General features: G+C 70.6%; 13 protein-coding genes and 2 pseudogenes. 9 read left to right on the forward strand and 6 right to left on the reverse strand.

What is annotated here, in order from left to right:
• Nucleotides 1-3,270 (reverse strand): GH92 family glycosyl hydrolase, encoded by a 3,270-nt coding sequence (locus ABZ396_RS37520; protein ID WP_358924700.1) that lies wholly within the window; start codon nt 3,268-3,270, stop codon nt 1-3.
• Nucleotides 3,271-3,629: 359 nt separating this feature from the next.
• Nucleotides 3,630-3,918: pseudogene (locus tag ABZ396_RS37525) on the reverse strand (cellulose binding domain-containing protein); the annotation flags it as partial.
• 297 nt (nt 3,919-4,215) lie between these two features.
• On the opposite strand from ABZ396_RS37525, the gene ABZ396_RS37530 reads away from it, so the two are divergent.
• Entirely contained in the window at nt 4,216-6,483 is a 2,268-nt protein-coding gene (locus ABZ396_RS37530) for an NEW3 domain-containing protein (protein WP_358924702.1), read from the forward strand.
• Nucleotides 6,484-6,570: 87 nt separating this feature from the next.
• Here ABZ396_RS37530 and ABZ396_RS37535 read toward each other — a convergent pair.
• From ABZ396_RS37535 to acnA, 3 genes and pseudogenes are all read right to left on the reverse strand, one after another.
• Nucleotides 6,571-7,190: pseudogene (locus ABZ396_RS37535) on the reverse strand (HAMP domain-containing sensor histidine kinase); the annotation flags it as partial.
• The gene (locus ABZ396_RS37540; protein WP_358924703.1) at nt 7,151-7,294 is read right to left on the reverse strand and encodes a hypothetical protein; all 144 of its coding nucleotides are present in this window, start codon (nt 7,292-7,294) and stop codon (nt 7,151-7,153) included. The pseudogene ABZ396_RS37535 and the gene ABZ396_RS37540, both read right to left, overlap by 40 nt.
• 142 nt (nt 7,295-7,436) lie before the next feature.
• Nucleotides 7,437-10,154 (reverse strand): aconitate hydratase AcnA, encoded by a 2,718-nt coding sequence (acnA, locus tag ABZ396_RS37545; RefSeq protein WP_358924704.1) that lies wholly within the window; start codon nt 10,152-10,154, stop codon nt 7,437-7,439.
• 372 nt (nt 10,155-10,526) lie between these two features.
• Between acnA and ABZ396_RS37550 the strand changes: the two genes are divergently transcribed.
• The 8 genes from ABZ396_RS37550 (at nt 10,527) to ABZ396_RS37585 (ending at nt 18,495) form a co-directional block, all read left to right on the forward strand.
• Nucleotides 10,527-10,724, forward strand: coding sequence for a DUF4236 domain-containing protein (locus ABZ396_RS37550; protein ID WP_358924705.1), 198 nt, complete (start codon nt 10,527-10,529; stop codon nt 10,722-10,724).
• Between the two features lie 531 nt (nt 10,725-11,255).
• The gene (locus ABZ396_RS37555) at nt 11,256-11,606 is read left to right on the forward strand and encodes a hypothetical protein (RefSeq protein WP_358924706.1); all 351 of its coding nucleotides are present in this window, start codon (nt 11,256-11,258) and stop codon (nt 11,604-11,606) included.
• A 772-nt stretch (nt 11,607-12,378) separates the two neighbouring features.
• On the forward strand, nt 12,379-13,908 hold the full coding sequence (locus ABZ396_RS37560; RefSeq protein WP_358924707.1) for a UDP-N-acetylglucosamine 1-carboxyvinyltransferase: 1,530 nt from the start codon (nt 12,379-12,381) through the stop codon (nt 13,906-13,908).
• A 175-nt stretch (nt 13,909-14,083) separates the two neighbouring features.
• Nucleotides 14,084-14,734 (forward strand): PadR family transcriptional regulator, encoded by a 651-nt coding sequence (locus ABZ396_RS37565; RefSeq protein ID WP_358924708.1) that lies wholly within the window; start codon nt 14,084-14,086, stop codon nt 14,732-14,734.
• A 128-nt stretch (nt 14,735-14,862) separates the two neighbouring features.
• Complete coding sequence (locus ABZ396_RS37570; RefSeq protein ID WP_358924709.1) at nt 14,863-15,840, forward strand: ATP-binding cassette domain-containing protein; 978 nt, start codon at nt 14,863-14,865, stop codon at nt 15,838-15,840.
• The gene (locus ABZ396_RS37575) at nt 15,837-16,643 is read left to right on the forward strand and encodes an ABC transporter permease (protein WP_358924710.1); all 807 of its coding nucleotides are present in this window, start codon (nt 15,837-15,839) and stop codon (nt 16,641-16,643) included. Before ABZ396_RS37570 ends, ABZ396_RS37575 begins: the two co-directional genes overlap by 4 nt.
• A gap of 254 nt (nt 16,644-16,897) precedes the next feature.
• Entirely contained in the window at nt 16,898-18,094 is a 1,197-nt protein-coding gene (locus tag ABZ396_RS37580) for a beta-ketoacyl synthase N-terminal-like domain-containing protein (RefSeq protein WP_359186855.1), read from the forward strand.
• On the forward strand, nt 18,052-18,495 hold the full coding sequence (locus ABZ396_RS37585; RefSeq protein WP_359186857.1) for an AMP-binding protein: 444 nt from the start codon (nt 18,052-18,054) through the stop codon (nt 18,493-18,495). The genes ABZ396_RS37580 and ABZ396_RS37585 overlap by 43 nt, the downstream gene beginning before the upstream one ends.
• A gap of 226 nt (nt 18,496-18,721) precedes the next feature.
• On the opposite strand, the gene ABZ396_RS37590 is transcribed toward ABZ396_RS37585, so the two are convergent.
• Complete coding sequence (locus tag ABZ396_RS37590) at nt 18,722-19,660, reverse strand: lysylphosphatidylglycerol synthase domain-containing protein (RefSeq protein ID WP_358926888.1); 939 nt, start codon at nt 19,658-19,660, stop codon at nt 18,722-18,724.
• Between the last annotated feature and the right edge of the window lie 2 nt (nt 19,661-19,662).

The raw sequence follows: 19,662 nt of genomic DNA on the forward strand, positions 1-19,662 counted from the left end.
TCAGCCGGTGGCGAGGGTGAACACGTGCAGGTCGGTGTTCTCGGGGAGCCGGACGCTCTTGATGCTCTTGCCCGCCGGCGCCTCGAACGGCTTGGTCGCGAAGACGTAGGTCGCCACGGGGTCCTTGTCGGCACCCGCGACATTGCGGTACGCGGTCTTCGCCACGGTCACGTTCCCGTACTGGACGGTGCCGCCTCCGCCGCCGACGGTCCAGTCGGTGAGGGAGAGCTCGATCGTGTCGGTGGTGCCGTCGGTGTAGGTGACGGTGGCCCGGCCGGACTGGTTGCCGTTGGTGGCGCTGCCGACGAGGGACAACCGGGTCGCCGGGGCGGGGAGTTCGATGGACTGGGCGGCGGCCGTGGCGTTGTCGGGGCGGCCCGCGGGGGCGTTCGGCCAGGTGTAGGTCAGGCCGTCGACCGTCCCCTGGGTGCCCGCGGTGAGGCCGGCCGCCGCGAGGGCCTGGCGGGAGTAGCTCCAGCCGCCGCCGTCGAAGTCGGCCTCGTCGTGGTCTCCGGAGTCGTCCGAGACACCGGTGTTGTCGTAGGCGGCGAGGAGGGTGCCCGGGGCGGCGACGGTCAGGGCGACCGGCTGGGAGTAGGAGGTGCCGGTGGAGGTCACCGTCACCTGTACGTCGTAGTAGCCCTGGGGGGTGTCGGGGTTGGTGGAGAGGGTGATCTGCTGAGAGCCGTCGGTCACCGTGCCCTCGGCCGGGGTGGCCTTGACGCCGTCCGGGGTCTCCACCCGGAAGCGGACCTCCGGGCCACTGCCGCCCGTGAGGGACAGGGCACGGATGCCGACCTGGGTGCTGTCACCGGGGGCGAGCGTCGCGGTGGTCGGTCCGACGCCGATCTGGTACGGCTGCTCGCCCTGGCGGAAGGACGGCGGTGTGGAGGAGGTCCCCCAGGCGCGGTTCGGGGTGGTGGAGAGGGTGTAGTCGAGGCGGCCGCCGTCGCGGACGAAGGAGCTGTCGAGCCAAGGGCGGTCACTGGTACGGCCGTCCACCTTCAGGGACTGGATGTACGGGGCGTCCGCGGCCGCGCCCTGGGCACGGATCGAGATGTCGTTGCCGTGCGGGCGGTCGATCTCCACGCGCTCGAACAGGGGCGAGGCGAGGACCAGTTCGGCGCGGGAGGGAACCTGCGGGTACATGCCGAGCGCCGAGAAGACGTACCAGGACGACATCGCACCGAGGTCGTCGTTGCCGGGGATACCGCCCGGAGCGGTCGACCACAGTGCCGTCATCGCGGCGCGGACCGTCTCCTGCGCCTTGTACGGGGCGCCCGCGTAGTCGTACAGGTAGGGCACGTTGATCGACGGCTCGTTGTCCAGTTCGGACTTGTCTCCGCCGCTGCCGCTGAAGGCCCAGCTGCCGTCACCGTTGTGGAAGAAGGCGTCGAGACGGGCGAGGGCCTGGTCCGTGCCGCCCATCGCCGCAAAGAGCCCGGCCGGGTTGTGCTGGACCATCCAGGTGTACTGGGCGGCCGTGCCCTCCACGAACCCGTTGCCGGTGGCCGGGGTGAAGCCGGTGACCCAGCTGCCGTCCGCCTTGCGGTTGGCGATGTAGCCGCCGCTCGGGTGGGCGGCGATGTTGAAGTTGTTCTGCCACCACTGGGCACGGTCGGCGAAGGTGGCCGCGGTGCTCTTCTGCCCCGCCGCCGAGGCGAGTTGGGAGAGGGAGAAGTCGGCCGTGGACATCTCAAGCGTCTCGGCCGCGCCGCCCCAGGCGTTGGAGACGGAGGGCATGTAGTGCTTGTCCAAGTACTTGTCCAGTGAGGGGCGTTGGCCGACCGACAGCACCGGCTTGCCCGCCGGTGACAGGTCCTGTGGGGTCGGTACCGTGGCCGCCTTCACCAGTGAGTCCAGGGCACCCTTCAGGTCGAAGCCCGTGCCGCCGAAGGCGCGGATGCCGGCGAGGGCGGTGGGCGAGGGGTCGCCGTTCATGACATGGGTGCCGCTCGCGCCGTGCAGCCAGCGGTCCCAGATCCCGCCGTTCTGCCGGGCGAGTTCGTAGAGCGACTGGGCGATGTCCGAGCCGGTCCCGGGGTCCAGCAGGGTCAGCAGCTGGACCTGGCCGCGGTAGATGTCCCAGCCGGAGAAGGTGCCGTACTGCGCCCGGTGGCCGCGCCCGACGCGGTGCACCCGGTCGTCGCTGCCCCGGTAGCGGCCGTCGGCGTCGCTGATGACGTTCGGGTGGAAGAGCGAGTGGTAGAGGGCGGTGTAGAAGGTGGTGCGGTCGGCCTCCGTGCCGGCCCCGACGCGCACGGCGCCGAGGCGGTCGCGCCAGGCGCGGTGGGCCGCGTCACGGACGGCGTCGAAGGAGCGCCGCGGCGGGTTCTCGGTCTTCAGATTCGCCTCGGCGGCGGCCTGACTGACGTACGAGATACCGACCTTGACGTTCACCGGGCCGGTGCCGGGCGCGAACTGGACGTATCCGCCCGCCCCCTTGCCCGCGACCGGCCGTCCGCCGTGCGCGAAGCCGCCGGTGCCGCCGGAGGCCGTCGTGGACCCCGGGCTGAGCCTGTCGTCCTGCCAGGTGCCGGTGGCGGTGAAGGAGCGGTCGAAGTGGGCGGTGAAGTACAGGGTGTAGTAGGCGCGTTGGCCCTCCGGGTCCAGGTAACCGCAGAAGTCGCCGGAGGTGACCGAGCCGGACACGGTACGGGTGGCCGGGTCGATGGTGACCGTCGAATCGGCCGAGCCGACCTCGGAGTTGGCGGTCCGGACCAGCAACGAGGCAGGCCTGTCCGCCGGGTAGGTGAAGCGGGCCGAGCCGGTGCGGGTGGTCGCGGTGAGGTCGGCGGTGACACCGGAGGCGAGACCGACCTTGTAGCGGCCGGGCTCGGCGGTCTCGTCGGCGTGGCTGAAGTCGGAGGCGTAGACGGCGTCCTTGGTGTCGCTCGCGGGCGACGAGGTGACCTCACCGGTGTACGGGAAGAACGGGATGTCGCCGCTGCCGCCCGCGCAGCCGGTGCCGGACATATGAGTGAGGCTGAAGCCGCGGATGCGGGTGGCGTCGTACTGGTAGCCGCCGGGCGCCGCCGTTCTGGTCGCGTCGCCTCTGGTGTTCTCCGGGCTCCAGGAGAGCATGCCGAACGGCATGACGGCGCCCGGGAAGGTGTTGCCGCCGTTCTTGGTGCCGATCAGCGGATCGACGTACGCCGTGGGGTCCTTGACCAGTTCGGGTGGCCCGCTCGCGGTCGCCGCGAGGGCGGGGGTGGCGCCGCCGGTCGCGAGTACCGCGGCCAGCAGCAGGGAGATGGGACGGAAACGCATGACGCGGCCCCTCCTTCGGACGGGTCGCGCACCACAGGTCGCACAAGCCGCAGGGACAGTAACGTGCGCCACCCGTAGCACGGAAGACCGCGTGCACCCCGAAGGGCACCGCCCTGGTTCACCCGGTCGGGGTACCCGAAGTGGGTTGACATCGTTGTCGGTTGAGGCGGTAGAGTCATGTACAGACCATGAGACAACGTTGTCGCTCGTCACAGCGTCGACACAAGCCGAACAGCAAGGCGTGCAAGAGGCAGTTCGAGCCACTTCCCCCCGGGCAGGCACCCCGCCCCCCCTCGCCTGCCCGGCTCGCGGACCCGGTGTGTACCGACACCGGGTCCGCCCGGAGCCGGTCAGCGGAGTCAACCGACCTGACAGGGCAGGGCGGTTGTGCTGTCCCCGCCGTCGCCCTGGACGACGTGGCCGAAGGCCGTGCTCCGCCCGGGACTGAGCGAGCCGTTCCAGTCGTTGTGGACCATCACGTCCCCTCCGCTGTAGGTGGCGTTGCCGTTCTACAGACCGGCCACCGACTGGCCCCCGGGGAGCGTCTAGTCCACCATCCAGCCGAGTCGGGACGTCACCGCTGGTGGTGACGGTGACCTCGGACTGGTAGCCGCCGGGCCAGCTGTTGGTCGTGGTCGCCGTCGCGGTCGCCCTGGCCTTCGCCGGGTTCGCGGCGCCCACCTCAACGGGCTTCGGTGAGCCGAAGCGGGAGAGGGCCCCGTTGCCTGGCGTTGCCACAGTGAGCCCACAGACTTGACTCTTTTTTGGCCAAACACGCTGGTGGTGACTGGCGTTCGGTCATGTTCACTTGTCGCGTCCACAAAGTTGATTCTTGACGCTTTCTGAGTCAGTCAGGTGGGTCGTGTGAGCAGCCGTCCCGGCCGAATCTCGACCCTCCGATGCCGACCGTCGTGCTGTCAGGGCGCTGCGATGGAGGAAGAACTCTTGAGAAGACAGATACGCGCGATGCTGGCCGCCTTCACCGGGGCACTGCTGCTGACGATGGGGATCACCGCGACCGGCGGCCATCCGGCGCAAGCCGATGACAACGGTGTCGGGCTCAAACCCGCACTCGGGTGGAGCAGTTGGAGCTTCGTCCGCCGCAATCCGACCGCACAGACCATCGAGGCGCAGGCCAGGGCGCTCAAGACGAGCGGCCTCGCGAAGAACGGGTACGTGTACGCCAACGTCGACGACTTCTGGTACCAGTGCCCGGGCAGCCAAGGCCCGGACGTCGACCAGTACGGCCGCTGGGTCACCGACCCCGCGAAGTTCCCGCCGCGCGGTGCTGAGAACGGTATCCAGGTCGTGGCCGATTATGTCCACTCCCTCGGGCTGAAGTTCGGGCTTTACGTCACTCCGGGCATCTCCCGGCAGGCGGTCTCGCAGAACACCGCGATCCAGAGAACCCCGTACCACGCCCAGGACATCGCCACCACGACGACGGAGAACAACTACAACTGCGGCGGCATGGTGGGCATCGACTACACCAAGCCCGGCGCACAGGCGTTCATCGACTCCTGGGCCGGCCAGTTCGCCGGCTGGGGCATCGACTATCTCAAGATCGACGGCGTCGGCACCCCCGACGAACAGGACGTCCAGGCCTGGTCGGACGCCCTGCACCGCACCGGGCGGCCCATCCACCTGGAACTGTCCAACAACCTCGACATCCACAACGCGGCCACCTGGGCCAAGCTGTCCAACGGCTGGCGCACCGGCGGCGACATCGAGTGCTACTGCGGGCCGGACGGCAGCAGCTACCCGTTGACCACCTGGGCCTCCGTCGCCTCCCGGTTCGACCAGGTCGCCGCGTGGGCGCCGTACGGTCGTCCCGGCGGCTACAACGACTACGACTCCCTGGAGATCGGCAACGGTGACCACAACGGCCTGACCCCGGACGAGCGCAGGACCCAGATGAGTCTGTGGTCGCTGGCCGCCTCCCCGCTCATGCTCGGCACCGATCTGACCCACCTCGACCCGGCCGACCTGGCCCTGCTGAAGAACACCGACGTCCTCGCGGTCGACCAGGACGGCATCGACGCCCGGCGGATCTCCGGGGACGGCGACTCCCAGGTCTTCGCCAAGACCGAGCCCGACGGGGACGTGGTCGTCGGCCTGTTCAACACCGACGCGGCTCCCCGTGAGGTCGCCACGACCGCTGCCGCGCTGGGGCTGCCGGCGGCACGTGACTACTCCCTGCAGGATCTGTGGAGCCACCGGACGACCGAGTCCGCGGGCCGGATCGCCGCCGACGTGCCGCCGCACGGCGTGGTGCTGTACCGGGTCCACGGCACCCACCACGTGGTGCGGGGCGCGGCCCCCGATGTCTCGCTGGCACTGCACTGGGCGCCGGCGCCGAGCGACAGCACCAGGCGTACGGTGACCGCGGTCCTGTCCGACAACGGCTCCCGGCCGGTCACCGACGCCGGTCTTGCCCTCACCGGGCCTTCCGGCACGAAGATCACCACACGTGACGCGACCCGCGCCCGGACGATCCATGGCGGCAGCGCGCTGAAGGCCACCTTCAGCGTTTCGATGCCGCCCTCGGCCGACCTCTTCGCCTCCAGCGCGTTCCGCGGGTCGGCGACCTACCGCTACCGGTCCGCCGGTGCCACGGGACTGAAGGCCGGTGACACGATCACCGTCAACCATCCGGTGACGGCCCCGTACCGCACGTTCGCCTCCACCACGGCGAGCTTCAGCGAGTCCGGTTCCCGGCTCGGTATCCGTGCCCAGGGCGCCGACCTGTACAACGGGACCAACGAGTACGGGACGGTCTATCTGCCGGGGGCCGAGCACGACGGTTCCACGACCACCGTGAAGATCGACTCCCAGTCGGACACGGACGTCTGGGCGAAGGCCGGAATCATGGTCCGCAACGACATCACCAAGCCGGACACCTCCCCGGGTTATCTGGCCCTGGTCGTGACCCCCGGCAACGGCTACCTCCTCGACTGGGACAGCGACGGTGACGGACGGCTGGACTCCCAGGCCTCCACCGGCACCGCCGCCTATCCCTCGTGGCTGAAGCTGGTCCGCCACGGCACCGCGTACAGCGGCTACTACTCCACCGACGGCTCCACCTGGAACCTGGTCGGCACGGCCACGGTCCCGACCGCCGCGGCCACCCAGGACGTCGGCCTCACCCAGACCTCGCACGCATCGGGTACCACCGGCGAGGCCGACTTCGACACGTTCACGACCACTCCGTAGCCCTCGGCGACACCGCCCCGCCCGGCGCCACTCTCCCTGGACCGACGCCGGGCGGGCGCGCAATACCGTGCCGGCGGGCGGGCATTCGCTGACCGGGAGTCCGAGGGTGAACTCCGTGTGGCCCGGCATGCTTTCCACCTTGATGTGGCCGTCGTGGGCCGTGGTGACCGCCGCGACGATGGCCAGGCCCAGCCCCGAGCCGCCTCGCAGGACACCGGCGCGGGTGCGGGAGGAGTCGGCGCGGGTGAACGCTCGAAGACGGCGGGGAGGAGTTCGGGCGGGATGCCCGGTCCGTCGTCATGGGCGCGGATCACGCAGGTGGCGGCGGTGCCCTCGACCGTGGCGGTCACCGTCGTACCCGCGGGCGTGTGCACCCGCGCGTTGGCCAGCAGGTTGGCCACCACCTGGTGCGGCCTGGCCTCGTCGCCCAGGACCGACGCCCGGCCGCTCAGGTTGAGTTCGAGCCGCCAGACATGAGCGGCGGCCGCCGCCCGCGCGTCCCCCACCGCCTCCGCGGCCAGGTCGACCTCGCCGGACTGCAGCGGCCGTCCCTCGTCGAGGCGGGCGAGCAGCAGCAGGTCCTCGACCAGGCTGCGCATCCGGGCCGACTCGGCGTTGACCCGGCGCCAGCCCAGACCCGGCTCGATGCGGTCCGTGCCTCGGTTCATCAGCTCGGCGTATCCGGCGATCGAGGCGAGCGGGGTGCGCGGTTCGCGTCCGCGACGGCGGCGGAGAGCAGCTCGGTGAGACCGGGCTCCTCGTCGATCAGGACGCGGACTCGGCCGGTTCGGGACCCTGCGGTGGCAGACATGTATCGAGTCTGTGCCGGTCCGCTGCGGGAATGCTGTGTTCCGGCTGAGCCTCGGCGATGTCCCGCAGAGATCGCGCACAGGTACGGCGAAGGGCCGCGCCCCCGCTGACCGGGGACGCGGCCCTCAAGAGCCCCGTGGGACCTACTTGCGGAGCAGGCTGCGCAGCACGTACTGCATGATGCCGCCGTTGCGGTAGTAGTCGGCCTCACCGGGGGTGTCGATCCGGACGACCGCGTCGAACTCGACGCCCGTGTCGGTGGTGACCTTGACGGTGCGCGGGGTGGTGCCGTTGTTGAGCTCCTCGACGCCGGTGAAGGAGAAGGTCTCCTCGCCGGTCAGACCGAGGGACTCGGCGTCCTGACCCGCCGGGAACTGCAGCGGGAGCACGCCCATGCCGATGAGGTTCGAGCGGTGGATGCGCTCGTACGACTCGGCGATGACGGCCTTGACGCCGAGCAGCGCGGTGCCCTTGGCGGCCCAGTCGCGGGACGAGCCGGAGCCGTACTCCTTGCCGGCCAGGACGACCAGCGGGATGCCCTGCTCGATGTAGTTGCGGGAGGCGTCGTAGATGAAGGAGACGGGAGCGTCGTCCTTCGTGAAGTCGCGGGTGTAGCCGCCCTCGGTGCCCGGCGCGATCTGGTTGCGCAGGCGGATGTTGGCGAACGTACCGCGGATCATGACCTCGTGGTTGCCTCGGCGGGAGCCGTAGGAGTTGAAGTCACGACGCTCCACACCGTGCTCGATGAGGTACTTGCCGGCCGGGGTGTCGGCCTTGATGGCGCCGGCCGGGGAGATGTGGTCGGTGGTGACCGAGTCGCCCAGCTTGGCGAGGACGCGGGCGCCGGCGATGTCGGAGACCGGGGACGGCTCCATCTGCATGCCCTCGAAGTACGGGGGCTTGCGGACGTAGGTCGACTCGGCGTCCCACTCGAAGGTGTTGCCGGTCGGGATCGGCAGCGACTGCCACTGGGCGTCGCCGGCGAAGACGTCGGCGTAGGACTTGTTGAACATGTCCTCGCCGATCGCGTTCGCGACCACGTCGTTGACCTCGGCCTCGGTGGGCCAGATGTCCTTCAGGAAGACCGGGTTGCCGTCGGTGTCGGTCCCGAGCGCCTCGCGGGTGATGTCCACGTTCATGGAACCCGCGAGGGCGTAGGCGACGACCAGCGGCGGGGAGGCCAGGTAGTTCATCTTGACGTCGGGGTTGATACGGCCCTCGAAGTTCCGGTTGCCGGAGAGGACCGCGGTGACGGCGAGGTCGTGGTCGTTGACGGCCTTGGAGACCTCCTCCGGCAGCGGGCCGGAGTTGCCGATGCAGGTGGTGCAGCCGTAACCGACCAGGTTGAAGCCGACCTTGTCGAGGTATGGGGTCAGGCCCGCCTTCTCGAAGTAGTCAGTCACGACCTTGGAACCCGGGGCGAGGGTGGTCTTGACCCAGGGCTTGCGGGTCAGGCCCCTCTCGACCGCCTTCTTGGCCACCAGGGCGGCGGCGACCATGACGTACGGGTTGGAGGTGTTGGTGCAGGAGGTGATGGCCGCGACGGTCACCGCGCCGTGGTCCAGCTCGTACGACGTGCCGTCGGGGGCGGTGACGCGCACCGGGTTGGACGGCGAGCCGTTCGGGTGCAGCGCCGGGGCGTCCGAGGCCGGGAAGGACTCGACGCCCGCCTCGTCCACGACGTCCACGTAGTTGCGGACGTCCTGCTTGAACTGCTCGGCGGCGTTGGCGAGGACGATACGGTCCTGCGGGCGCTTCGGGCCGGCGATGGAGGGGACGACCGTGGAGAGGTCCAGCTCCAGCTTCTCGGAGAAGTCGGGCTCGGCCTTCGGGTCCAGCCAGAGGCCCTGCTCCTTGGCGTACGCCTCGACGAGCGCGACCTGCTGGTCGCTGCGGCCGGTGAGGCGCAGGTAGCTGAGGGTCTCGTCGTCGATCGGGAAGATCGCGGCGGTGGAGCCGAACTCCGGCGACATGTTGCCGATGGTGGCGCGGTTGGCGAGGGAGGTGGCGGCCACGCCCTCGCCGTAGAACTCGACGAACTTGCCGACCACGCCGTGCTTGCGCAGCATCTCGGTGATGGTGAGCACCAGGTCGGTGGCGGTGGTGCCGGGCTTCAGCTCGCCGGTCAGCTTGAAGCCGACGACGCGCGGGATGAGCATCGAGACCGGCTGGCCGAGCATCGCGGCCTCGGCCTCGATGCCGCCGACGCCCCAGCCGAGGACGCCGAGGCCGTTGACCATGGTGGTGTGCGAGTCGGTGCCGACCAGGGTGTCGGGGTAGGCCTGGCCGCCCCGGACCATGACGGTCCGGGCCAGGTGCTCGATGTTCACCTGGTGGACGATGCCGGTGCCCGGCGGGACGACCTTGAACTCGTCGAACGCGGTCTGGCCCCAGCGCAGGAACTGGTAGCGCTCCCTGTTGCGGCCGTACTCCAGCTCGACGTTCTGCTTGAAGGCGTCGTTCGTGCCGAACTTGTCGGCGATGACGGAGTGGTCGATGACCAGCTCGGCCGGGGCCAGCGGGTTGATCTTCGCCGGGTCACCGCCGAGCTCCTTGACGGCCTCACGCATGGTGGCGAGGTCCACGACGCAGGGGACGCCGGTGAAGTCCTGCATGATCACGCGGGCCGGCGTGAACTGGATCTCCTGGCTGGGCTGGGCCTGCGAGTCCCAGGTGCCGAGGGCACGGATGTGGTCGGCGGTGATGTTCGCGCCGTCCTCAGTGCGGAGCAGGTTCTCCAGCAGCACCTTCAGGCTGTACGGAAGGCGAGCCGAGCCTTCCACCTTGTCCAGCCGGAAGATCTCGTACGACTCGTCGCCCACCTGCAGCGTGCTGCGGGCGTCGAAGCTGTTCGCCGACACGACAGTCTCCTTCATTGATGTGCGCGTACCACCGTCAATCGTGCCGCCACGCCGACTTGGCCGATCCAGTAAGGTCAGACTAAGTTAGGCATACCTTACTAGAGGGGGCGGCTACGGTGCGCCTAGGCAGATATCTCGATGTCGAGATAACTCTAGTACACAGGCGCGGGAAGGTCATGCCCGGACCCGCTCTCCCCTGTCACCGTGGCGCGTCCGGACTCGGCTCCCGGGGACGGATCACCACATCCCGAGCGGGCGCGTGGGCGCGGATCACCGCGCCCCGGACGGGCGCCAGCGAGTCAATGCGAGTTTCGCGCCCATCAGTTGGCGGAGCGGGGGTAGCCGACGAGGGAAGCGAAAGGAGTCACCGTCATGCCGCTCACCTTCCGGAAGAGCTTCCGGATCCTGCCCGGAGTGCGCCTCAACATCAATCGCCACTCCTGGTCCATCACCACCGGGGGCAAGAACGGGCCCCGGCAGACGCACAGCAGCACGGGACGCCGGACGACGTCGATGGACCTGCCCGGACCGTTCGGATGGCGGCGCACCTCCAGGGCGCGCCGGCGGTGACGTCGCGGGCGGGCCGGAGACTCCCGTTCGGTACGGGTTGGCGCAGCGCCTCCAGGAGGATGCGGGCCGCCTCGTCCCCATAGGTGGCGGTGAACGCCGTGACATGGATCACCTGGGTACCTCCGTCCGGGTCCGGACGGAGGTACCGGGAACCCACACGGCGGATCGTCGGCGTGTCGGAAAATATGCCAGAGCGGGTCAAGCCGGGCTTCCTGCGAGATGAGGTCGAAGCGCATACCGGTCGGGCCGTCACCCACCCTGGGCGGACGCCCGCGGCACCCTCGTTGAGCAGGCAGTTCAGGCTCCGACCCGCCCGGTCGGCGGACAGCATGCCGGTGCCGGTGGCGACCTCGGTGGCCCCGCTCCGGCACTCCGGACCGCTCGTCGCGTGGATGCCGTCGACGAAGGCGCCGAACCCGTCGCCGAACCGGTTGTCCTGGATCCTCACCTGGAGCGGACAGGACTTTCTTCCGCTATTTGGGCGGCGGCCGTGAATTGAGCGGCGCGGACCCATTCTTCACGGTCTTCACGGTGTTCGGCAACGAGTACGGAATCGGTCAGCAATGTTCCGGAAACCGTGAGGTGGGTGTCGACACGGTCGGCCAGGTCCGTCGGCGGAGTGTCGACTTCGAAGTGAGTTCGAAGTGGTTTCCGATGGTGCTGGAGTTGTCCCGGGAGGCGGATGGAGAGATCCGTACCGGGGTCGGTGACGGGTACTTCTCTGCGGGCCAGGAGAAGTTGGGAGGTGATCCGATGGTTCGCCGCGAGCCAGCCCGGGATGTCGATCTCGGAAAACCTTTTCAGACCTCATCCGGCGACCTGAAGAAGATCGGCGGAGAAGAAGCGCAGTGGAATCCAGAGCACACTGGTCCTGGAAAATAAGTCCCGCAGGGCCCGGCGGGACGGCACTCGGCCTTGGTCGAGCGGCACCGCGACCGCCCGCGGCGACGTCGGCTCCCGTCCGCTCCGCACCCCGTCGAACGTGAACGCCGGGACCCCGGACAGGCACGCTCCCAACCGCGTCCGCGCCGGGCTCCGCCCCCGTCCGGCATCCTCAGGGCGAGGCCGTACATGTCACCGTCGCTCGCCATGCCTTCCGCCACCCGAATTCTTCGAGACATTTGCGATCTCCGCCGTGTGCGGTGAGAGTGCGGGAATTCCAGGTGGCCGCCGCCGGAGCGTATTCGAGGAGTCCACCGGCGACGGCAGCCGGCACAACGAACCGCGCATCAGATTCCGTTGCGGACGGCCGCGAGAACGCCCTGGGATTCTCACCCTCGGGTGTCATGGCACTCGTTCGCTGATCGGCGTCGCGGGACCCGAACGGGGTGATCTTCCGGACTTGCAGAGCTCCCACGAACAGGGCGGCTCCGATGGCACCCTGGGGAATTTTCCATACCGCCGACTTGAGCCCGATGGCAAGTACCGACGGTTCGCACCGGGTACCACACCAGCGTAGGGAGGAAAGGACTCCGTGCGATGGCCGCCGGAATTCAGGTCCAAGTGTCGGGAGCGGCGGTGACGTTCCTTCGTCCCGCCCTTGCATGACTCGGAACAATGGTCGACGGGCCGAACGCGTAGGCCCGCTGACGCGGCATCACCCGAACGGACCCCCCAGCGGGCACCATCTCATATCTGAGATAGCCTCAACCTCATGGCAGACGACTACCTCGTACGCATCGGCAGGCTCATCCGTGACGCCCGACAGCACCGCGGCTGGACACAGTCACAGCTCGCGGAGGCGCTCGGCACCAGTCAGAGTGCTGTCAACCGCATCGAGCGCGGCAACCAAAACATCAGCCTTGAGATGATCGCTCGAATCGGTGAAGCCCTGGACAGCGAGATCGTCTCACTGGGCTACGCGGGCCCGATGCATCTGCGGGTGGTGGGCGGGCGTCGGCTGTCCGGCGCGATCGACGTGAAGACCAGCAAGAACGCGTGCGTGGCGCTGCTGTGCGCCTCCCTGCTCAACAAGGGGCGCACGGTGCTGCGCCGGGTGGCCAGGATCGAGGAGGTGTACCGCCTCCTGGAGGTTCTCAACTCCATCGGCGTGCGCACCCGCTGGATCAACGAGGGCGTCGACCTGGAGCTGGTACCGCCGGCCGACCTCGACATGGCGTCGATCGACGCCGAGGCCGCCGTACGCACCCGCTCGATCATCATGTTCTTCGGCCCGCTGCTGCACCGCATGGACCACTTCAAGCTGCCGTACGCCGGCGGCTGCGACCTCGGCACGCGGACCATCGAGCCGCACATGATCGCGCTGCGCCGGTTCGGGCTGGACATCGCGGCGACCGAGGGGCAGTACCACGCGCAGGTCGACCCCTCGATCCGGCCGGACCGCCCGATCGTGCTGACCGAGCGCGGAGACACGGTCACCGAGAACGCGCTGCTGGCCGCCGCCCGGCACGACGGCGTCACCGTCATCCGCAACGCGTCCTCCAACTACATGGTCCAGGACCTCTGCTTCTTCCTGGAGGCGCTCGGCGTCAAGGTCGAGGGCATCGGCACCACGACCCTGACCGTGCACGGCGTCCCGAACATCGACGCGGACGTGGACTACTCCCCCTCCGAGGACCCGGTCGAGGCGATGAGCCTGCTGGCCGCGGCGGTGGTGACGGAGTCGGAGCTGACGGTGCGCCGGGTACCGATCGAGTTCCTCGAAATCGAACTGGCCGTCCTGGAGGAGATGGGCCTCGACCACGACCGTACGGCGGAGTACGTCGCCGACAACGGCCGCACCCGGCTGGTCGACCTCACGGTCCGCCCCTCCAAGCTGGAGGCGCCGATCGACAAGATCCACCCGATGCCGTTCCCGGGCCTGAACATCGACAACGTCCCGTTCTTCGCGGCCATCGCGGCGGTCGCGCAGGGCAAGACCCTGATCCACGACTGGGTCTACGACAACCGCGCGATCTATCTCACCGACCTGAACCGCCTCGGCGGCCGCCTCCAGCTCCTGGACCCGCACCGGGTGCTGGTGGAGGGCCCGACCCGCTGGCGCGCGGCCGAGATGATGTGCCCGCCGGCGCTGCGCCCCGCCGTGGTCGTCCTGCTGGCCATGATGGCGGCCGAGGGCACGTCCGTGCTGCGCAACGTGTACGTCATCAACCGCGGTTACGAGGACCTCGCCGAACGCCTCAACACGATCGGGGCGCAGATCGAGATCTTCCGGGACATCTGACCCGGAAGTCCGGACCGGTCAGTCCAGCCGCGGCCGGGCCGGGGCGCAGCCGACGACGCGCGTCTCTCGCCCGGGACCTCGGGCCGGGAGGCCTGGCGGCCGGGTCGGCGCCCGGGGCGGTCTCCGGTGCGGCCGCCCCGGTCCGGCCGCCGCACGAGGCCGTAATCTGGAGCCCATGTCAGCCATCCGTCTTCTCGTGCTGGGCGCGGTGCGCCGGCATGGGCGGGCCCACGGCTACCAGGTGCGCAACGACCTGGAGTACTGGGGCGCCCACGAGTGGTCCAACGCCAAGCCGGGGTCGATCTACCACGCCCTCAAGCAGATGGCGAAACAGGGACTGCTGCACGCGCACGAGGTCGCCCCGTCCACGGCCGGAGGCCCGCCCCGGACCGAGTACGAAATGACGACGAAGGGCACGGAGGAGTACTTCCGGCTGCTGCGCGAGTCGTTGACCGCGTACGACCAGAAGCCGGACGTGCTCGCCGCGGCGCTCGGCTTTGTCGTCGACCTGGAGCGCGAGGAGGCGCTGGACCTGCTGCGCGACCGGGTGCGGGCCATCCGGGAGTGGCGCAAGACCGTCACCGAGTACTACACGCCGGAGGACGGCCCGGACCGGCTCGGGCACATCGGCGAGATCATGAACCTATGGATCCACTCGGCGGACGCGGGCGCCGAGTGGACCGACGGGCTCATCCGGCGCGTGGAGGGCGGCGCCTACACCTTCGCGGGTGAGGGCGAGCCCTTCTCAGAGGTGCACGCGGTGCTCGCGGAGGGCGAACGGAACCCGTACGCCACCGGAGAGCGGCATCCGGGGGACGAACGCTGAGGCACCCCGCCCGCCGGGCGGTCCGTTGGCACGCCGTTCGTGTAGGCAAGTTTGACTAATCTGCGGAACGGGCACTAGCTTGTCGCAGAACGGTAGTCAAGCTTGACTACACGAGGCGGAGGAGACGCATGACCGACGCGATCGACGTCGAGGGCGTACGGAAGCGATACGAGGACAAGGCCGCTCTGGACGGACTGGACCTGCGGGTGGGACGCGGCACCGTGCACGCCCTCCTCGGCCCGAACGGCGCGGGCAAGACGACGGCGGTCCGCGTACTGACCACGCTGCTGCGGCCGGACTCGGGCCGTGTGGCGGTCGCCGGGTACGACGTGGTGAAGCAAGCCGACCGGGTGCGGGCCCGCATCGGACTGCTCGGCCAGCACGCCGCGCTCGACGAGGAACTCGGTGGCCGGCAAAACCTGGAGATGTTCGGCCGGCTCTACCACCTCGGCGCCCGGCGGGCCCGCGCCCGCGCCGACGAGCTACTGGAGCGGTTCGGCCTCACGGACACCGGCGACAAGCAGGTCAAGCGGTACAGCGGCGGCATGCGGCGGCGGCTCGACCTCGCCGCCTCGCTGATCACCGAGCCGGAGGTGCTCTTCCTGGACGAGCCGACCACCGGGCTCGACCCACGCAGCCGGGCCGAGGTCTGGGCTTCGGTGCGCTCGCTGGTCGGCGGCGGCACCACGGTGCTGCTGACCACCCAGTACCTGGAGGAGGCAGACCAGCTCGCCGACCGGATCTCGCTGGTCGACCGGGGGCGGGTCATCGCGGACGGCACCGCCGACGAGCTGAAGGCCCGCACCGGCGGCGACCGCATCGACGTCGTCCTGCGCGACGCGGAACGGTTGGCCGCCGCGGTGGCCCTGATGCCGTTCGCCGCCGACGACGTCACGGTGGACGCCGACCGCCGACGGTTCAGCGCGCCCGTGACCGACCGGATGAGCGCGCTCAACCAGGTGGTGCGCGCGCTGGAGTCGGCGGGAATCGAGGCGGAGGACGTCGCGGTGCGCAGACCCACCCTGGACGAGGTGTTCCTGCGGCTGACGGGGCGTTCCGAGGAGGTCCCGGCACACGACGAGACCCGGGCCAGGGAGGCAGTATGAGCGCGGTGAGCACGACGAGCGCGGTGCGCGAGAGCGGCGGTGGCCTCGCCTTCGCACTGAGCGACTCCTGGACCATGACCCGGCGGGAACTCGCCCACTGGGGCCGGCAGCCGGTGCAGGTGGCTGTCGGCGTGGTCTTCCCGGTGATGATCCTGCTGATGTTCGGCTATCTGATCGGCGGTGGCCGGAACGTCGGCGGCGACTACATCGACTACCTGGTGCCCGGCATCCTCGTGCTGACCATGGCCTTCGGCCTGGAGAGCACGGTGATCGCGGTCACCCAGGACCTCAACAAGGGCGTCATCGACCGGTTCCGGTCCATGCCGATGGCCAACGGCGCGGTGCTGGTGGGCCGTTCGGCGGCGGACATGCTGCAGTCCGCGGTGAGCCTCGCTGTGATGATCGGTGTCGGGTATGCGATCGGCTGGCGGGCGCACGCGACGGCGGGCGGGTTCCTCGGTGCCGTGGGCCTCCTGCTGCTGTTCCGGTTCGCGATGCTGTGGATCGGCATCTACCTGGCCCTGGTCGCCGGGAAGCCGGAGCTGGTGCAGGCCGTGCAGATCCTGGTCTGGCCGGTGGGCTTCCTGTCCAACGCCATCGCGACCCCCGCGTCCATGCCGGACTGGCTGGGCACGGTGGTGCAGTGGAACCCCATGTCCCAGACGGCGACGGCGGTCCGGGACCTGTTCGGCAGCGTCGGCGGCACGTCCGGACACGTCCTGGCGGCCGTGGTCTGGCCGATGGCGCTGTTCGCCGTGTTCTTCCCGCTGGCCGTGCGCCGGTTCGCCCGGCTCAGCCACTGAGACCCCGTCGGCCCTCGCCGGCCGACAGCCGCTCCGCCCCTGGATCCCGCCGGGGACCGGCCCTGCGCCGGCCCCTGCGGTGAACGTCGGTGGCCGCGTCCCTGCCCCCCGTCAGCGGACGCGGCCACCGTCGTATGCGCGGCCGCGTGCGGCGCTCCTGCCATCGGCGGACGGGAATCGAGTGAGGCTCCAGCCTCGTGGGTGAGGCTCGATGTCCTAGGACGCAACCGAGGCTCAGGACTGTGAGGAATCCGATGAAACGGGTCGTGATTACCGGCATGGGGGTGGTCGCCCCGGGCGGTGTGGGCGCCAAGGCGTTCTGGGAGCTGCTCTCGGGTGGCCGTACGGCCACCCGAGACATCACCCTGTTCGACGCGGCACCGTTCCGCTCCCGTATCGCCGCCGAGGCCGACTTCGACCCGGCCGAGCACGGATTCGCACCCGTGGAGGCCGAACGTCTCGACCGGGCGGCTCAGTTCGCTCTCGTCGCCACCCGCGAAGCCCTCGCGGACAGCGGAGTCCACGAGGCGCTGGACCCGCTGCGCACCGGGGTGAGCCTCGGCAGCGCGGTCGGTTGCACCACCGGCCTGGACACCGAGTACGCGGTCGTCAGCGACCGCGGACGGGACTGGACCGTCGATCACACCCGGGCCGTGGCCCACCTCTTCGACTATTTCGTGCCCAGCTCGCTGGCGGCGGAGGTGGCCCGGACCGCCGGCGCCCAGGGCCCGGTGTCACTGGTGCCCAACGGCTGCACCTCCGGCCTGGACGCGATCGGATACGCCGCCGAGCTGATCCGCGAGGGCAGCGCCGACGTCATGCTGGCGGGTGCCACCGACGCGCCGATCTCCCCCATCACGGTCGCCTGCTTCGACGCCATCAAGGCGACCAGCCCGCGCAACGACGCCCCGGCGACCGCCTCCCGGCCCTTCGACCGGACCCGCGACGGCTTCGTCCAGGGAGCGGTCCGGCACCTGGTGGCCCGCCGGGCCGCCCGCGCACGACCCCGCCCTGGCCCTCGCCGAACTGCTCGACGGCTGACCGCCGTCCGACCCGCCGACGGCGGCCGGCCCGCCCCCGCCCCTGGGGGCGGACCGGCCGCCGTTTTCCCTGTACCCGGCGGCCGTCGCCCGCCGAGCCAGGCTCCAACGAGCCTCCAGGTGTCGAACCCACCATGGGTATCAACGCCGTTCGCCGGATCCCGGCCGGACGCGGACCTGAAGGAGGCATCGTGGAAGGCACCATCGCGGGGCCGCGTCCGCTCGTCGAGGGCTTCGTGGACCAGGCCCGGCGGACGCCGGCGGCGACTGCCCTGGTCTGGCGGGGGCACTCGGTCGGCTACGGGACGCTACTCGCCCGCGCGGAGCGGGAACGGCACCGGATCGCCGCGCTGCCGGCCGGGGCACCGGTGGCCCTGCCCGCGGTCAAGTCACCCCGGACCATCGCGGTGATCCTGGCCTGTCTGCTGGCCCGGCGCCCGTTGCTGCTGCCGTCACCGGACCTGGGCACGGACGTCGTGGAGCGGCTGTACGAGCAGGCCGGGGTGGGCCATGTACTCGCTCCGGGGCGGCCGCCCGCGGCCCGCCGCTCCCCCGGCGCGGACCTCACCGGGACCGCGCTCCTGCTCACCACCTCGGGATCCACCGGACTGCCCAAGATCGTGCCGCTGTCCGGCGCCGCGCTGGACCGTTTCGCGGCCTGGGCGGGCGACGCCTTCGGCATCGGTCCCGGCACGACCGTGCTCAACTACGCGCCGCTGAACTTCGACGTGTGCCTGCTCGACGTGTGGACGACCCTCGCCCGCGGCGGACGGGTCGTCCTGGTCGACGCGGACCCCCTCGCGGTCTTCTAGGGGCACTCGACGCTGCTCACCCACCGGGCCACAGACAGGCCTTCGTCCGCCGCGGCTCGGTAGTCTCCAGCCCGCGGCTCCGGGCGACGACGGCGGCCCCGGTGCTCCGGGCGCCGTGAGCGCCAGGGCGTCGGCCGGCTCGACGCGGCCACCGCGCCCGCGTGACCTGCCGGCAAAGGCGCGCCCGACACCGGACCGCGGAGCCGGGCGGTTCGAAGCGGGTCAGTCACAGGGCCGAGCGGCGGGCCAGCAGGCCCAGTACCAGTAGGCCGGGGGCCATCGGCAGCCATCCGGTCAGGAGGCGGTAGCCCAGGACCGCCGAGACCGCCGTCTGCCCCGGTGCTCCGGCCGCCGTGAGCGCCAGGGCGAGTGCGGCGTCCAGCGACCCCAGCCCGCCGGGCGTGGGAAGCAGCGCCGCGGCGCCGCTGGCGACGAGGTACGCCATGACCACGCGGCCAGTGGGCAGTCCGAGGCCGAGTGCGTGGACCACGGCGACGACCACCCCGGCGTGCATGAGCGCGAACGCGACCGAGCCGCCCCACAGCGCGCAGGCCCGTGCCGGGCACCGGTGCACGTCCCGCACGTCGGCGAAGGCGAGGGCCGCCGCCCGCCGGATCCGACCGCTCGTCAAGACCGCCAGCACGACGGCTCCGACCGCCACCGGCAGCAACACCAGCAGGTGCGGCACGCGTGCCGAAATCCGGACCGTGCCCGGGGAGGCGAGCAGCAGGGCCACGCCCAGCACGCATCGGACGAGCCCGCCGGCGGCGGCCTTCACCGCCAGCGCGGTCGCCGAGCGTCGTGTGGACAGCCCGCACCGGGTCAGGAACCGCAGGTTGACCGCCGTCGCCCCGGCCCCCGCCGGGAGGAGATGGTTGGCGGCGCACGCCGCGAACTGCGCCGCCACCAGCCGCCCCCTCGGCAGCCGTTCGGCGACCGCCCCCTGCTGCGCCACGGCCGCGCACACCCAGGTGGCCACGGCGGCGAGGCAGGCCAGCAGCAGCCACTCCCCGTCGGCGGCCGCCAGCTGGTCGGCCCCGCTGTCCAGCGTGGCCCGGTGGGCGGCGAGCAGCGCGCCGGCGGCGACAAGCAGCGCCAGCGTGACCCCCAGTTGGCAGTACAGGCGCCTGCCGCCGGTCACCGGAAGGCCGTCAGCCGCGGTCACGA

It is taken from the genome of Streptomyces sp. NPDC005866, from assembly GCF_040629895.1.
Classification (GTDB): Bacteria; Actinomycetota; Actinomycetes; order Streptomycetales; family Streptomycetaceae; genus Streptomyces.

Bases quoted from the DNA above. Each gene is read 5' to 3' on its own strand.
- ABZ396_RS37575 (WP_358924710.1), top strand. From the start codon at position 15,837: ATGAGCGCGGTGAGCACGACGAGCGCGGTGCGCGAGAGCGGCGGTGGC.
- ABZ396_RS37560 (WP_358924707.1), top strand. From the start codon at position 12,379: ATGGCAGACGACTACCTCGTACGCATCGGCAGGCTCATCCGTGACGCC.
- ABZ396_RS37520 (WP_358924700.1), bottom strand. From the start codon at position 3,270: ATGCGTTTCCGTCCCATCTCCCTGCTGCTGGCCGCGGTACTCGCGACC.
- ABZ396_RS37550 (WP_358924705.1), top strand. From the start codon at position 10,527: ATGCCGCTCACCTTCCGGAAGAGCTTCCGGATCCTGCCCGGAGTGCGC.
- ABZ396_RS37570 (WP_358924709.1), top strand. From the start codon at position 14,863: ATGACCGACGCGATCGACGTCGAGGGCGTACGGAAGCGATACGAGGAC.
- ABZ396_RS37540 (WP_358924703.1), bottom strand. From the start codon at position 7,294: ATGTCTGCCACCGCAGGGTCCCGAACCGGCCGAGTCCGCGTCCTGATC.
- ABZ396_RS37580 (WP_359186855.1), top strand. From the start codon at position 16,898: ATGAAACGGGTCGTGATTACCGGCATGGGGGTGGTCGCCCCGGGCGGT.
- ABZ396_RS37565 (WP_358924708.1), top strand. From the start codon at position 14,084: ATGTCAGCCATCCGTCTTCTCGTGCTGGGCGCGGTGCGCCGGCATGGG.